Raw genomic sequence first — 15,126 nt, forward strand, 5'->3', positions numbered from 1 at the left:
AAAGAGACGCGGACACCATGAGAAGACTCTGTATCATTACAGGTGCTTTACTCCTGGCGGGCTGCCAAGGATTTAATTCTTCTGGCCACCAGGACAGCACCGATAAGAAAGCGGATAAGTCGCTTTACCAAACATCATCGATCCATGCATCGTTACAAACACACAATCGAACTGCCGACTTAGGTCGAGCCTACAGCACTGCGCCCCACTCATCATCTAATCGGCAACAACGCCAACAGGTGGAAGTAGAAGTGGAGGCAAAACAAACAGATTTGTGGCTCGACTTAGCTAAGCAAATGCAACTTGATGTGCCCCTCGATCACCCTAGAGTTGTCGCTCAGCGCAAGTGGTACCTCAAACACCCCAGCTATATGCGTTCTGTATCTGAACGCGCCAGACCGTTTCTCTATCTCATCAAGGAAGAGATAGAGAAACGGAACATGCCAATGGAACTGGTATTATTGCCGGTGGTTGAAAGTACCTTTGACCCGAAAGCTTATTCGCACGGTCATGCGGCCGGTTTGTGGCAAATGCTACAAGGAACCGGTAAGAACTTTGGGCTGCATTTCGATAGTTTTTATGACGGTCGTTATGACGTGATGGCCTCGACGCGTGCAGCACTGGATTACCTCGAATACCTCAATGGTTTCTTCGATGGTGATTGGGTATTGGCGCTGGCCGCCTATAACTCAGGCGAAGGCCGCGTACAGCGCGCCATGAAAGCCAACCGTCGCCAAGGCAAGCCCACTGATTATTGGTCTTTGTCTTTGCCCAAGGAAACGCAAAATTACGTGCCTAAGCTGTTGGCGTTAGCCGCCATCTTAAAGCACGACTCGCACTACGGCATGGACATACCTGCGCTGCCTAATCGCCCACAATTAGCGGTGATTGAAGTAGAAGGCCAAGTAGATTTAAATATGGCGGCAGATTTAGCCGGCATGAACCGTGGTCGACTGAAAGAGCTAAACCCCGCCTATAAGAAAGCGTCGACTTCGCCCTCACGCAGTGCGGAAATTTTAGTTCCGGTGGCCCATGCCGAAGGTTTTGAAATCGCCATGGCCGACCTGCCAGAGCCAGAGCGCGCTCCTAAAGGTCAGTATATTGTGCGCCGCGGCGACAGCTTAGGTGTGATTGCTAAACGCCATGGCACCACTGTAGAGGCGCTGCGCCAGGCGAACAATATCAGGGGCAATAATATCCGTACTGGTCAATCGCTGGTACTGTCGGGCACCTATGTGGCCGCTGCTGCCCCAACGGCAAGCAAATCAGGCAGTGTTTATAAGGTGAAAAGAGGCGACTCTTTATCTGCGATAGCTAACCGCTTTAGCGTCAGCATCAATGAGTTGCTGAGCTGGAATCAGTTAGCCAATAGACACAGCCTACGCGCCGGGCAAAGCTTAATCGTGGCCAATTCACGTTAAGATACAGCCGCAAGCGCCGAACACTCAGCGCTAAACAAAAAACACCGAGCCTAAGCTCGGTGTTTTTATTTGTGCAGCACAGAGAAAAATGACTCTGCATGCTGGCGTAATACCATTCTGGAAAACTAATTGATCAGATTTTTACAAACCCTAACCTTCGTCCTTGCGAGGAGTGCAACGACGCGGCAATCCAGAGTTATGTACCGCGCCGCTGTAGCGTGGATTGCCGCGCTACGCTCTTTATAAATAACAGTGCCCACTACCAACAGCTAAAGCGAGATCCTGATATGCATCAGGAAGACGGCTAAAGCAAAACATATCGTACTCTGTAGCAGCCACTTTAGTCGGCAGGTTTGCGCAGCAAAACGTCAAGCCAAACTGGCGCAGCACCCTCTATATAAAACAGTGCCCACTATCAAACAGCTAAAACGAGATCCTGATGTGCATCAGGAAGACGGCTAAAAAAAACATATCGCACTCATATCGCACTCTGTAGCAGCCACTTTGTTAGCGGTTAATCACCCGCGGTCGGCCATGTTCATCGATGGCCACATACACAAATTGTGCCTGTGCCACCTGGTAGCGAGTACCGCCTTCTGGGGTTAATATCGGTTTCACCCACACCTCGACTTGTACGGTAATAGAGGTGCGCCCCACTTTAAGCAGCTCACCATGAGTGCAGACCACATCGCCCACTTTAACGGGGCGCGAAAAATTCATTTCACTGACCGCTACCGTGCCCACGCGACCCAGCGCAATTTCATTGGCCAGCAAGCTGCCGCCTAAGTCCATTTGTGACATGATCCAACCGCCAAAAATATCGCCATTGGCATTGGTATCGGCAGGCATGGCCATGGTGCGCATCAATAAGTCGCCTTTTGGATCTGCTTGATCACTCATTGCACTTTTCTCTTTGTTGAAAAATTGTTAAATAAACTGCTGAAATTAAATTGTTAAAGCTAAAACTGGCATAATGATACCTTGGCTATTAGCCTGCCACTATTAACCATTTAGGTAAAACTAATGGGAATGATGCTCTCAAGTACAAAGCTCAGAGGAAAAAGCCATGCTGCAGGTTATTGTGGCTTCATTAAGCCCAGCTAAAATTGAGGCGGCACGTTTGGCCTTAGCGCAATTGTTGCCGGAGTCGCCATTAGTCGTGACCGGTGTGGCCGTTAAATCAGGAGTGGCTGAGCAACCGATGAGCGACACCGAGACCTATCAAGGTGCACGGCAGCGCGCATTCGCCGCTAAAACCTTATTGCCCGAGGCGGACTTGTGGATTGGCATGGAAGGTGGCGTAGAGTTTAGTGATCTTCAGCTTAATCCCCATCACTGCATCACCTTTGCTTGGATCCAGGTATTAGGCCAGGCACTGGATAATGCCAGCCGCAGTGCGAGCTTAACGCTACCGCCCAAAGTGGCACAGGCACTCGCGAACGGCGAAGCGCTGGGCCCCGCCATGGATCGCTTATTTCGGCAAAGCCACAACCGACCCACAGGCGGCGCCATTGGCATTTTAACTCAGCAGCATTTAACACGACGCACTGTGTATCGCGACACCCTGATCTTGGCACTGACGCCTTGGCTTAATCCGCAGCTGTATCGCTAAGGGCAGCGCGAGCACTGTGATTCTTTGTTTAACTTACAGCTTACAAGTGCATCAGAACCTGCTGCGCAGGTTTGCACGGCTAAAGCGCGTGCCTACATCCGTGCTGTATGTGAATATTGGTACTTCAGTTCCTATTCCGCTCCGCTAACCAGTCAAACCAGTCGGTGACCAGATAATCTAAGCCTAGGTAGCGACTAATGGCCGAGCCATCTATGGTTTTACCCTCACCGCCACCACTAAACTCTGGTGGTGCTAAACCGCGAAGCTTAGCGGCTTGGCTGTAAAATTCTCGGCGGCTTGGATGATGGGGCGCACTCACGTTAAGTACACTCGGCCAATCGTTACGCGCCAATAAGGCGGGTATAATACGCAACAAGTCTTCTTGCGCCACTAAATTAATCGGCTCTTCACCGCCCTCAAAGCTGCGCCCTGCTAAAAAGCGACCCGGCTCACGACTGCCCCCCACTAAACCTGATAAACGCAGGCACATAACTTGAGAAACGCCGCTAGCATGCATGGCATTTTCGGTGGCTTGCATGCGCTCGCCCCGCTCTGAGTCTGGTTTAGCATCGGCTTCGCGCTGCGCGCCTAGGCCACTGTATATAGAGGTGGCGCTGGTAAAAAGTAACCGTTGCACTCCCCCGTCTGCGGCTAAGCGCGCCACTTCACCGAGGCGCTGGGCATAATTATCAACCTTGCCCGGCGGCACACATAAAATTAAGGTATCGGCCGACAGCTCTGTTGGCCACAGTGCCGGCAGCGGCGCATTTAAATTCCACAATAAAGTCTGAATACCTAACGCGGCCAGCCGGCTGGCTTTATCCGCGGTGGTAGTGGTGCCTGCCACTTGATAGCCAAGCTGTTGTAAGGTTAGGGCTAATGGCTCCCCTAACCAGCCCAAACCAATAATGGCGACGCGATGCGACTGACTACTACTGGTGAGGTTAGTAGACATAATTCAGCTCATTAGGCGTGATAAAGGTTTTCGGTTGGCCCAACATATCTTGGTAGATCACCGAATAATACAGCACACTTTGCACGTAGCCGCGGGTCTCTCGATATGGGATATTTTCTACCCAGACATCTAACGGCCGTGAGCCACTGTTACGCAACCATGAATCAATTCGGCCTGGGCCTGCGTTATAAGCGGCGATGGCGGCCACGCGATTATTGCTGTAACGGTCGAGCATTTGTTTAAAGTAACTGGAGCCCAGCTCAATATTCACGTCGGCACGGTACACGTCTGACGCTTGTCTAAAGCCGGTAATATTAAACTTTTTCGCCGTCTCTTTAGCAGTGCCGGGCATTAATTGCATTAAGCCGCCAGCACCCACAGGTGAGCGCGCTTGTTCATAAAAGGCGCTTTCTTGGCGAGTAATGGCAAATAAGGTGGCTTCATTCACGCCTAACAACTGTGCTTGGCGTTGAAAGTCAGGGCGATAGACCACGGGGAAGCGCAAGTCTAAATGATCCCAAGCCTGCAGTTGAATACTGGCTTGAATAGACTTATCAAACCAACCCAACTGCAGCGCTAAGCTGCCCAGCGCCAAGCCATCAGCCTCACTCACTTTACCCAGCATATGATACCACTCGCTACGGGCGGCGGTTTTATTGCCCAGCGCCAGCCATTCTTCGGTTCTGGAAAAAGCAGGCCAGCGGGCGCGGGCTTGGCTTAAGGTCGGTGCAGACGGTAAAGGTTTTTTCAGTAAGGCATAGGGTACTTTGCTCTGTTGTGCCGCTAAAAATCCGTAATAATCACGATTATTGGCCGCTAACTTCCAAGCTTTGTCACCGTCACCATGACGATTTTGTGCTTTAAGGGCACGGCCACGCCAATACTGCCAACGGCTGTCTTGTTGAGTTTCGGCGGACAAACGATCAATCCAGCCGGGCAAATGTTGCCAATCTTGTTCCCAAATGGCTAAGCGCGCACGCAGTTCAAATAAATCTTCATTGCCCACCACAGGTAAGCGGCTGTCTAACCAGCTGCGATAATCATGGGTGCGATTAAACATTAACCGTTGCGCTAACTTTTGCTCAATACGTGCTACTTGCGCGTTAGTTAAGCCCGCTTGGCGCTGATATTTAGGGTACAAGCTCATCACTTGGGTATATTCGGTGTCGGCTAATTTCGCCAAGGCCAAACTGAGCGCCGTCTTCTGCGCCTCGCCCGATACGCGCACTAAGTCACCTTTAAGTAACTGATTGGGGTTTTTGTCTAACGACTGCAACAGCTCGCTGGCCGGCTGGGCCGCAGGGCTAAGCTGACGGCCCAGATAGGTCACTAAACCGTGATCTTCTTTTTCATAAGCGAGCAGCATGCGCTGCCAAATATCGTCATCATTGCGACCACCGGCGGTGTGCCAGGCATCAAACAAAGGATCGCAAGCCGTGGCGCGTGATCCGCCATGCAGCCACATTAGTTTGGCACCGGCCAGCGCGGTGTTTCTATCGCCGGTGGCCCACTTAGCGCGATAATGTGCGCACTGCAGCACTTCACTCGAGGGCAGTTGGGGATATAAGGTTAAAAATTCGCTCCAACGCTGTTCATTTGCTAAGCGATGCAGAAAACGGCCTTCTAACCTGTCTGCCACCAAAGAGTCGGGGTAGCGGTGCATAAACTCCACCACCTGAGTGGTGCTCAGATTAGTGATGCGATCTGCCAGCAATTGAAAATCTAAATAAGGGGTCAACGGATAGCCATCCAAGCCTTGGCGCAGTTGCTTAAAGCTGGCCACGTCGTTTTTATTTAGCGCCTGCTCGGCTTGGCGATATTGTTCGCGCAGTGAAGACGCCTGCACGCTGACGCTCATGCCTAATAGCAGCAAACTTACTCCTAACCAAACTTTCACAAACGCACCCCTTAATAACGAATAGAGAGCTATCCTATGTAATAGTGTCAACACTGCCAATGGGGATCGCGAAATAATCTGCTTAAACCAGACAATTGGCGGCGCACAGCGTCAAATGCGCACCAATAAGTACCGGATACAGAGCAGTAGAATGAGATGCTGCACAAAGTAGACAAAGTAAAGAACGACTAGCCAGAGTAAAGCACAGCTGTTAGGTTAAGAGTACAGGCAGGGATTTATCCATTCGAGTCTGACTTAAAGCGGTCGACTCTGACAAGACTAAAATGTGGGTAGCGGCGACTGGGTCACAGATTTTTAACCCACTCGCCATAGCGCCACCAAAGGTTGATATGGATCACATTATTTAACGTCGGTCAGGGTAGTCTGAAGTTGTACACAAACAAGAGCACACCCAGGGGGTTATTTTATGTCCATCACTATTACCAGTACCGTCATCGACATTTCTCCCGCCATCCGTGAACGGATTGAGAGTCGCTTTGAAAAACTGTCTCGTCGCCAAGTCGACTTAATCACGCCCCATGTGATTATTAATAAAGAAGGTCTGAAGTACCAAGTTGAAGCCACCGCCGGTGTGCGCCACGACACCCTGTTCGCCAAGGCAGAAGACGATAACCTATATGCTGCGATTAAAGACTTAGGTCAAAAGCTTGAGCGCCAGCTAAACCGTTATGCTGACAAACCCCTCGCCCAGCGCGCCGTTGCCGGTCAAGCAGCTGGTGCTGGTGTAGTAGGAGCCGCCGTTGCCGCCAACCTAGATGAAGGTTTAAGTGAAGAATTTGCACAGCAATTTGACGAAGAAGAATAACCTCACCGAGTAGCGTTAAGCCGTCAGCATTGAGCGAACCGCTACTGACAACAGGGAACATCAAATAAAAAAGAGGCCGAATTTATTCGGCCTCTTTTTTATTGCTAAGTAAGGCGTGAGGGGTGAAGCTTTTATTACTGGCTTTCGAATACAGCTTCCGCTAACTCAAGCGCTTTTTTCGATGTTTCAGGTTAACTGTGGTAGTTTTAGCTGAATTTCTTAAAAGTGCTTGCCAGTGTGTGTGCTTTTCAGTATTTGTAGGCTGGTGTTTTTCTTTCACTGCTTTTTTGTCGTTGTTTATGGTGCAATCACGGCTTGAGTGCCTGGCCACGGTTGAGCCGCGCTAAGTCCGGCATTAGCTTTCAAAAAATGAGTGAAAGACGAACAGCAAAGCCTCCTACTAGGAGGCTTTTTTATGACGTCGCACTCTTTGTTAAATGACACTTTTTAGATAACAGCGATTAGATGACACTTGTCTTAGGTGACATTCTTTAAGTAATAAGGAAGCTCCATTGATAAATCTGGATGAGATCAGAACCCACATCAGCAGCCTAGATAAAGAGCTGCTCACTCTGCTGGCCAAACGCAAGGCCCTAAGCTTAGACGTGGCACGCAGCAAACTGCAAAACCCGCGCCCTATTCGTGACCAAGCCCGCGAACAGGCGCTCTTGGTTGAGCTGATTAATCTAGGCCGCACGCTGGGCTTAGATGCCCATTATGTTACTCAAATTTATCACACTATTATTGAAGACTCTGTGTTATCGCAACAAGCGCTGCTGCAAGAGTTACTCAACCCACAAGATGACACGCCAGCCATTAGTGTGGCGTTTTTAGGACTGCGCGGCTCTTACTCCAATATGGCGGCGCGCAAGTACTTATCGCGCTTTAAAGCCAATATGGTGGAGCACAACTGCGATACCTTTCAGCAAATTTTTGACACCGTAGAGTCAGGCCAGGCGCAATACGGTATTTTACCGATAGAGAACACCAGCTCAGGCGCCATTAACGATGTGTTTGATTTAATTCAGCACACCAGTTTGTCGATTGTGGGTGAGCTTACTCAACCCATTGAGCATTGCATCTTGGTGGCGGTTGACACCGACGTCAGCAAGCTGACCACTCTGTATACGCACCCACAGGTGTATCAGCAATGTTCACAATATTTGGCGACATTGCCCGGGGTTAAGGTGGAATTTTGTGCGGCTTCATCTAACGCCATGGAGCTAGTGGCCCAACTGCAGCGCCCCGATATAGGTGCCATGGGCAGCGCCGATGGCGGCGAATTGCATGGTTTGACGCCCTTAGTGAAAGGCTTGGCCAACCAAAAACAAAACATGACCCGCTTTATTGTGGTGGCAAGAAAGCCGGTGGAAGTGGCGGAGCAAATTCCGGCCAAAACCAGCTTTATTATGTCGACCGGTCAACAAAGTGGCGCCTTGGTAGAAACCTTATTGGTGCTGCGCAATCACGACATTCCCATGACCAAGCTAGAGTCGCGCCCTATTATTGGCAACCCGTGGGAAGAAATGTTCTATGTGGATGTGGCGGCCAATGTAAACAGCGCGGCCATGCGCTCGGCACTGGCTGAGCTGAAAGACATAGTGCATTACATTAAAATTCTAGGCTGTTATCCCAGCGCCGAAGTGGCGCCCACCCGCGTGTCCTCCAAAGCGCTGAATCAAGGCCAAGTGCCCGCCCCACTGGCCGCTAAACCCAGCCTTCAGCACGAGCAGGCAGCAACGCCAACAAAAACGGCAGGTTTAGCACTGCAAGTGGGTCGCTTTACCATTAGTCAGCAAGAGCCGTTATTAGCGGTGTTATTGACCCAGTGGCCAGAGCGTAATGACTTGCAAGAAATAGCTCGCCAAGTCAAAGAACAAGGCGGCCAAGTATTAGGCGTGCCTTGTTTTGGCCAAGGCGACAGCCAGTTTGAGCAGACCCGGCTGCAGCAATTGCGTGAAGTGGCTCAGCAGTTTGATTTAGCCACCCTGACCACAGTGCACACGCCCGAGCAATTACAGCGTGCTGCCGAGTCACTCGATGTCTTGCTGTTAGAGCCGATCATCGCTAAGCATAACGAGCTATTGGCCGCGGCCGGTCGCAGTACCCGCCCTATTCTCTTGCCGTTGGCTGATACCCAAGCCCAGACCCTGGCTGATGCCGAGCAGGTGTTAGCACAAGGTAACCAGCAGCTGGCCTTAATTGACACTCAAGCGCGCCCGTTAGCGGATCTGCTGCGTTTACAACAACACAGCCGTTTACCTTTACTTAGCCAACTGACTCAAGCCGATGCAGTATTGGCCGAGCTTGGCGTGGCGCTTAAAGGCGCCGGCGTACAAGGCTTTTGTTTAACCATAAGCGAAGACGATAACTTAGTGCCCTTGCAACAACTGGCCCAGCGCTTATATCAGGATTGATTTGGCTGAAAGCTAAATAAAATATTTTCTCTATGCCGTCATACCGGGCTCGTCCCGGTATCTGCTTTTTTCCTTAAGAGCGAGATCCTGACGTGCGTCAGGAAGACGGCTTAAAAGTAGCCGCCCGTCTCTTTAGTAAAGAGGACTTCGGCGGGCCAGCGAAGCTGGCTATTTTTAAGGTTTAAAGTCAAAAATAACCGTGGCGAAGCGCCACCGGCCGGCTAAAGCGGCCTCTACCAGACAACGACCTAAACAAAAACACCGAGCCTACATAATAGACTCGGTGTTTTTTAGCTTCTAGCTTTCTTCACCATGATGGCGGCTGTCGTTTGCTTGGGCGAGCAGGTTGCGGCTTTCTTTAAGGAAGGTGTCGGCATAATCACCGAAAAAATCGCTCACAGTAGCAAACTGCTCAACAAAGGCGTCACGCTTACCGGCTTCTAACTGGCTTAGCAGCTCACCAAAATGGCGGTGATAACGGCGGATCATATCCAAATTTTCAGGCGAGGATAAAATAATATCCGCGTACAAGTGCGGATCTTGCGCGAACAAGCGCCCTACCATGGCCAACTCTAAACGATAAATAGGCGAGCTTAAGCGTAGCAGTTGCGCTAAATCCGCCTGCTCGGCACACAAGTGCGCGCCGTAAGCAAAGCTGGTGAAGTGGCGCAGTGCTTGCACTAGGCTCATGGCCTTGTCGTGCTCGGCGGCGTCAACTGGCTGTAAGCGGGTGCCCCAGATGCGCATTTGCGCCAATAGCCATTCATACTCGCCGGCGCCGCGGCCTTCGCTGTAAATGATCACCTGCTTCGCAAGACTGGATATATCTGGGCCAAACATAGGGTGTAAACCCAATACAGGGCCTGAGTGCGCCGCCAACATAGCAGCAATGGGCTCGGCCTTAATGCTGGTTAAGTCCACCAATAAGCAATGCTCTGGCAAGGGTGGCAACTGGCCAATAATGGCTACGGTTTGGTCGATAGGCACGGCCACCACCACCAAACCCGCATCGGCGACTAAAGATTGCGCATCAGCCCAATCGTTTTTTTCTAAAATACACACCTGATAGCCAGACAAAGACAACAGGTGCGCAAATAAACTGCCGAGTTGGCCCGCACCACCCACCACCACCACTTTGCCAAGGGTGGGGTTCATGCACTTAAAACCGGTGTCTTTTTCACTGGCATAAGACTCACGCATAAAACGGCGTAGTACGTCTTCAATTAAATCTGGGGGTACGCCTTGAGCGACGGCTTCGGCACGGCGTTTCGCTAACATGCTGGCTTCGCGGTCCGGCGCATAAATCGGCACCCCTTGGCGGCTTTTCACCTCACCCACGCCCGCCACCAATTTTAGGCGACGCGCAAACAGTGCCACCAACTCTTGGTCCACTTCATCAATTTGATCCCGAAGGACGTCTAACTCATCTACCATTGGATTCATCCCAAATACAAAAGCACCGGCCCTTCCCGGACGCGGTGCTCTATTATGCCTACAAACCCAATGCGGAGACAGTCACGATCGGTATTTGGCGGCTGTTAATGTTATTCGCCCATAGGGCCAAGCAGCTGCCGTTAGCCGAGTCGAGCTTTAAGGGGCTCGGCCAATAGCTGATTACAACGCGCTAATAGCTCAGCGGTAGTATCCCAATCAATACAGGCATCAGTAATAGACACGCCGTAGCTCATGTCACCACGAGGCTGCTCGCTAGACTGGTTGCCTTCAAACAAATGCGACTCCAGCATAATCCCCAAAATTGACTTGTTACCTTCCTCAATTTGGCTCACCACGTTTTCGGTGACTAATGGCTGTAAACTGTAATCTTTATTGGAGTTACCGTGGCTGCAATCTACTACCAAGTTCGGGATAAGACCGGCGCTGGTCATGGCTTTTTCTGCTAAGTTGATATTCACAGAATCGTAGTTAGGCTGCTTGCCGCCGCGCAAAATCACATGGCCGTCGGGGTTACCCTGAGTCACTAATAGCGCCACTTGGCCCTGCTGGTTAATGCCCATAAAGGCATGGGACTCTGCCGCCGCTTTTAACGCATTAATGGCGGTACCCAAGTTGCCGTCGGTGCCATTTTTAAAGCCCACAGGCATGGATAAGCCCGATGCCATTTCGCGGTGCGTTTGCGACTCTGTGGTGCGCGCACCTATGGCGGACCACGAGAACAATTCAGCCAAGTATTGCGGGCTAATCGGATCCAGCGCTTCAGTGGCAAGTGGTAACTCAAGCTCGGCTAACCAGCATAATAACTCGCGGGCTTGATGCAGGCCGTGCTCAATATCGAAGCTGCCATCTAGGTGCGGATCGTTGATAAAGCCTTTCCAACCCACAGTGGTACGCGGCTTTTCAAAATAGACGCGCATCACTATATACAAGCTATCACTATATTCATCATGCAGTTTTTTGAGGCGAGTTGCGTACTCTTTGGCGGCGTCTATATCATGAATGGAGCACGGGCCACACACCACTAACAAGCGGTGATCTTTGCGCTGAATAATATTAGACAGAGTCCGACGTGCACCACCAATGAAGTTGAGCGCTTTTTCTGAAACCGGTAACTTGGCTTTCAACTCTGCTGGAGTGATCATAATCTTCTCGGAGCGAATATTAATATTATTCAGTGTGTCTTTCTGCATGACGACATCCTCTATGTAAACAAAACATTTTTATCCAATAAAAACAAATACCGTGTCTTGTTTGACATCTAGTGATTTATTTTCTACGCAACCACACTTATCTGAGCGATTTACCGCAACGATTCACCTTAACAAGGCAAGGCCAACTTGCAAAGCGTGAACCACGCTAAAACCCCGTTTATTTGGCCTGTTTAGCGAAATTGACCATAAAAGCAGCGCCAACTCTATGTAGGCAGCGATGGCAGGTGTTGGTGAAGGGATGGGCATAGATAACGAATGATCTAAATCAGGTTCTAACTCAGGTGCTAAAGCGTGATGATGCAGGCACTTCAGCGTGATGAGTCGCGTCACTGCGGCGGTTCTGAGTCTATCTTTAGCCGACAGTTAACGACTGAACAATGCGCTTTCACATGGCGGTAACTTCAAGGATCTGCCATCATGCCGCCCTTATTCACGGGAGCTTATCAATGCAACGACTGGTGCGTTACTTCTTTCAAGGGTTACTGATTTTACTGCCGTTTGTATTAACGGTATATCTGGTTTATCTCATTTTCACCGTACTTAACGAAACGCTTTTTTCCGCCATCGGCTCTTTACTGCGCATCCTAGTGCCAAGCTTAGCGGCGGGTTGGATTGCCGATTTAGCCGGCGGCTTGCTCACCTTGAGCGTGATTATTATCACCGGTATGTTTGCCTCGTTTTATTTGGGCCAGTTTTTTCTGTCCTTGTTCGACAAAGCCCTAAACCGCGTGCCGTTAGTGAGGTTGCTGTATAATTCGCTAACCGATTTATTTAATGCACTGATCGGCGATAACAAACGCTTAAATCAGCCGGTGGCGGTCAGTCTGATGAATGGCGAGGTGCAACTGTTGGGTTTTATTACCCGTGACGACATGAGCGAATTTGGCTTGCCTGGCAAGGTAGCCGTGTATTTACCCCAGTCTTATAACTTTGCCGGGAACTTGATTTTGGTCGATAAAGACAAGATACAGCTGCTAGATGTAGCGGCGAGTAAGGTGACCACCTTTATCGTCAGCGGCGGGATCACGGGGAAGAACTAAACAGCCCCTAATCAGATTATGTGTTGGACTGTTTGTCTTCTTTAACAGCACGCAGCGGTTTTGGCACTTCGCCACGGCCAGCAGGCCAGCCTTCGCGCTGGCGTGCGCGGTCGCCATCAACTTCCTCGGTCTGATCATGGAACAGATGAACCTGTGTCGGATAAGGCATGTCGATACCTTCTTCATCTAGGGCAATGTAGACGGCCTGCAATACCGCACCAAACGTGTGGATCTGTGACGCTCGGTCCGACTTTGTCCACCAACGCAACCGCACTACATTAGCGAAGTCGCCAAGCGAGATGGGAATTGTCTCTGGTGGCGATTCACTGCTCACGCCCTCGACGGAAGCGCAGGCTTTTTCCATAATTCCTCGCGCTACGTCCCAATCGTCGTTACAACCAATGCCGATATCATATTCCGAGCGCCTCGTCTCAAACGCTGTATTAACGACCACGCTGGCGGTGTAGATGACTGAATTTGGGATGACGACGCGACGTCCGTCATAGGTGGTGATCATGGTGGCACGGGTTTCAATCTTCTCAACCGTTCCCTCATGCCCGCCCGATACAATCTGATCGCCGACCTCAAACGGTTGGCGCAAAAGGATAAGAATACCGGCCAGCATGTTTTGCAATATATCTTTGAACGCAAAACCGATTGCAACAGAGCTAACCCCAAGACCGGCAAACAGATCACCCGGTGTTATTGATGGAGCGACAATGGTAACGGCCAGCATGATACCGATTACGGCAATCGCCCACCGAATAAGTGCCCCGCCCACGTTGCCTAAATTATTGCGCCCTCGTTTGTTCGCAACTCGACTCACCAGTTTTCCGAGGCCCATCCCCAAGAACCAGAACAAAACCATCACCACCAGTGCCACTAGGATGTTCGGTAATAATTTGAATAAACCGTCCAACCACTTATCTAATTTGCTGAATATCAGGCCAACATTCATATCTATTTGATCCATCGACATGCCCTTATATGTTGTCAGGCTTGGCTCGCCTTTGATAAGTCACAAGATGTGCCCCAAAAACCCAAGGTGGCCCTTTTCTTCTGCTCATCTATACAGGGTCATCTATCGCGACGATCACCGTTCAGGCAGTTTGATCCTTCTCCAAGGTGATGAATATACGCGGTAACTTGCCGACTGTGGTGCAGCGCTAGAGATAGCCGATAGTGCATATTTTTTTGTAGAACAGCTTAATGATAGTAGGGTCTGCGAACCGCAGTCGGACTATATGGGCGAAACTATGCCAGTCAGGTAGGTAACTTCGGGGAAGCTATCCGACAGTCTGGCTCATTTATTACAAGCTGATGAAGGCATTTATAGAGCGCGAGCGGTATGTCTCGGCGGACTAGTACAAGTCTAAGAATGTGGGGGATAAGGTGTAGCGTGTAGGATGTGATATGAAGAGTGTTGAGCTTTAACTCAACACTCTTATGGCGCTTTGGGTTTGACTTTTAGCCTCCCGCTTTGGCTTAACCGTCTATCTCATCCATAAAGTCGGCTAGGCCTTCATCCGCGTCGGCGGCGGCTTCTTTGCCGATTTTGGCATCTTGATACTGCAAATACAGGTCTTTGGTTAAGCCGTACGGGTCGAGGGCATTATCAATAATAGGCTCACGGTCAATGAGCTCACTGCGCTCATACAACCCATTTAAGGCAAATTTCCCGGCGCGCATGGCAAAGGTCATGGCGTCGTAGGGGAAATACAAGCCATCAACTAGGTCACCCGAGAGTTCACGCAAGGTGGTGGGTCCGTAGAGAGGGATCATTAAAAATGGCCCATTGCCCACTCCCATTTGCCCTAATACTTGGCTAAAGTCTTTGGCGCGACGCGACAAGGTCATTTTTTCTGCTACATCAAAAAAGCCCAGCACACCCACAGTACTGTTGACGCCAAAACGCACCAGGTTTGTGCCCGCGCCTTGCATATCACCGGTGATCAGGTGGTTTACAAAGCTGGCGGGCTCTTCAAGATTAAGCACCACATTTTGCACGCCTTCACGTACGGGCACCGCCACATAATCTGCATAGGCATGGGCCGCTGGACGCACTAAATAGGGATCTAGCACATCGTAGTTAATGACCCAAGACAACCTGTTAACGGGCTCGAATGGGTCACGAGCATCATCGGCCGTCGAGGTCGCGCCATCTATGGGCTTGTACTCATTAAAGGCATCCTTGGTGACTAACGGCTGAGCTTGGCTGTTTGAGTCTTGAGCCGCACAGCCCGCCAGCAGTAGGCTGGTAATGACTAGGAATTTTTGCCACATAATAGTTGC

Annotated in this window: 11 protein-coding genes, 1 pseudogene and 1 other annotated feature; of the genes and pseudogenes, 5 read left to right on the plus strand and 7 right to left on the minus strand. The window is 50.5% G+C overall.

Annotated elements, in window-relative coordinates; all coding sequences use genetic code 11:
- Window positions 1-17 precede the first annotated feature (17 nt).
- Entirely contained in the window at window positions 18-1,421 is a 1,404-nt protein-coding gene (locus R0134_RS10070) for a LysM peptidoglycan-binding domain-containing protein (RefSeq protein ID WP_319781786.1), read from the plus strand.
- Between the two features lie 507 nt (window positions 1,422-1,928).
- On the opposite strand, the gene yciA is transcribed toward R0134_RS10070, so the two are convergent.
- Entirely contained in the window at window positions 1,929-2,321 is a 393-nt protein-coding gene (gene yciA / locus R0134_RS10075; protein ID WP_319781787.1) for an acyl-CoA thioester hydrolase YciA, read from the minus strand.
- A 166-nt stretch (window positions 2,322-2,487) separates the two neighbouring features.
- Here yciA and yjjX point away from each other — a divergent pair, with 166 nt between their 5' ends.
- Window positions 2,488-3,033, plus strand: a complete 546-nt coding sequence (yjjX, locus tag R0134_RS10080) for an inosine/xanthosine triphosphatase (protein WP_319781788.1) — start codon at window positions 2,488-2,490, stop codon at window positions 3,031-3,033.
- A gap of 124 nt (window positions 3,034-3,157) precedes the next feature.
- Here yjjX and R0134_RS10085 read toward each other — a convergent pair whose 3' ends face one another.
- Together R0134_RS10085 and R0134_RS10090 are read right to left on the minus strand one after the other, a co-directional pair.
- Window positions 3,158-3,988, minus strand: a complete 831-nt coding sequence (locus tag R0134_RS10085; protein ID WP_319781789.1) for an NAD(P)-binding domain-containing protein — start codon at window positions 3,986-3,988, stop codon at window positions 3,158-3,160.
- Window positions 3,978-5,885, minus strand: coding sequence for a transglycosylase SLT domain-containing protein (locus tag R0134_RS10090; protein WP_319781790.1), 1,908 nt, complete (start codon window positions 5,883-5,885; stop codon window positions 3,978-3,980). Before R0134_RS10090 ends, R0134_RS10085 begins: the two co-directional genes overlap by 11 nt.
- Window positions 5,886-6,312: 427 nt before the next feature.
- Between R0134_RS10090 and hpf the strand changes: the two genes are divergently transcribed.
- Together hpf and R0134_RS10100 are read left to right on the plus strand one after the other, a co-directional pair.
- The gene (gene hpf, locus R0134_RS10095) at window positions 6,313-6,711 is read left to right on the plus strand and encodes a ribosome hibernation-promoting factor, HPF/YfiA family (protein WP_319781791.1); all 399 of its coding nucleotides are present in this window, start codon (window positions 6,313-6,315) and stop codon (window positions 6,709-6,711) included.
- 252 nt (window positions 6,712-6,963) lie between these two features.
- Window positions 6,964-7,129, plus strand: a sequence feature (Phe leader region).
- A 94-nt stretch (window positions 7,130-7,223) separates the two neighbouring features.
- A pseudogene (locus R0134_RS10100) lies at window positions 7,224-8,372 on the plus strand (chorismate mutase); the annotation flags it as partial.
- 1,053 nt (window positions 8,373-9,425) lie between these two features.
- On the opposite strand, the gene tyrA reads toward R0134_RS10100, so the two are convergent.
- Both tyrA and R0134_RS10110 read right to left on the minus strand, forming a co-directional pair.
- Complete coding sequence (gene tyrA / locus R0134_RS10105) at window positions 9,426-10,562, minus strand: bifunctional chorismate mutase/prephenate dehydrogenase (RefSeq protein WP_319781792.1); 1,137 nt, start codon at window positions 10,560-10,562, stop codon at window positions 9,426-9,428.
- 140 nt (window positions 10,563-10,702) lie between these two features.
- Window positions 10,703-11,773, minus strand: coding sequence for a 3-deoxy-7-phosphoheptulonate synthase (locus tag R0134_RS10110; protein WP_319781793.1), 1,071 nt, complete (start codon window positions 11,771-11,773; stop codon window positions 10,703-10,705).
- 467 nt (window positions 11,774-12,240) lie between these two features.
- On the opposite strand from R0134_RS10110, the gene R0134_RS10115 reads away from it, so the two are divergent.
- Window positions 12,241-12,834 (plus strand): DUF502 domain-containing protein, encoded by a 594-nt coding sequence (locus R0134_RS10115; protein WP_319781794.1) that lies wholly within the window; start codon window positions 12,241-12,243, stop codon window positions 12,832-12,834.
- Between the two features lie 16 nt (window positions 12,835-12,850).
- On the opposite strand, the gene R0134_RS10120 is transcribed toward R0134_RS10115, so the two are convergent.
- The gene (locus tag R0134_RS10120) at window positions 12,851-13,807 is read right to left on the minus strand and encodes a mechanosensitive ion channel family protein (protein ID WP_319781795.1); all 957 of its coding nucleotides are present in this window, start codon (window positions 13,805-13,807) and stop codon (window positions 12,851-12,853) included.
- Between the two features lie 512 nt (window positions 13,808-14,319).
- Window positions 14,320-15,117 carry a VacJ family lipoprotein gene (locus R0134_RS10125; RefSeq protein ID WP_319781796.1) on the minus strand — a complete coding sequence of 266 codons (798 nt, stop codon included), beginning with the start codon at window positions 15,115-15,117 and terminating at the stop codon, window positions 14,320-14,322.
- Window positions 15,118-15,126 lie beyond the last annotated feature (9 nt).

The sequence above is a fragment of the Oceanisphaera sp. IT1-181 genome, from assembly GCF_033807535.1.
In the GTDB taxonomy this organism is placed as follows: Bacteria; Pseudomonadota; Gammaproteobacteria; order Enterobacterales; family Aeromonadaceae; genus Oceanimonas.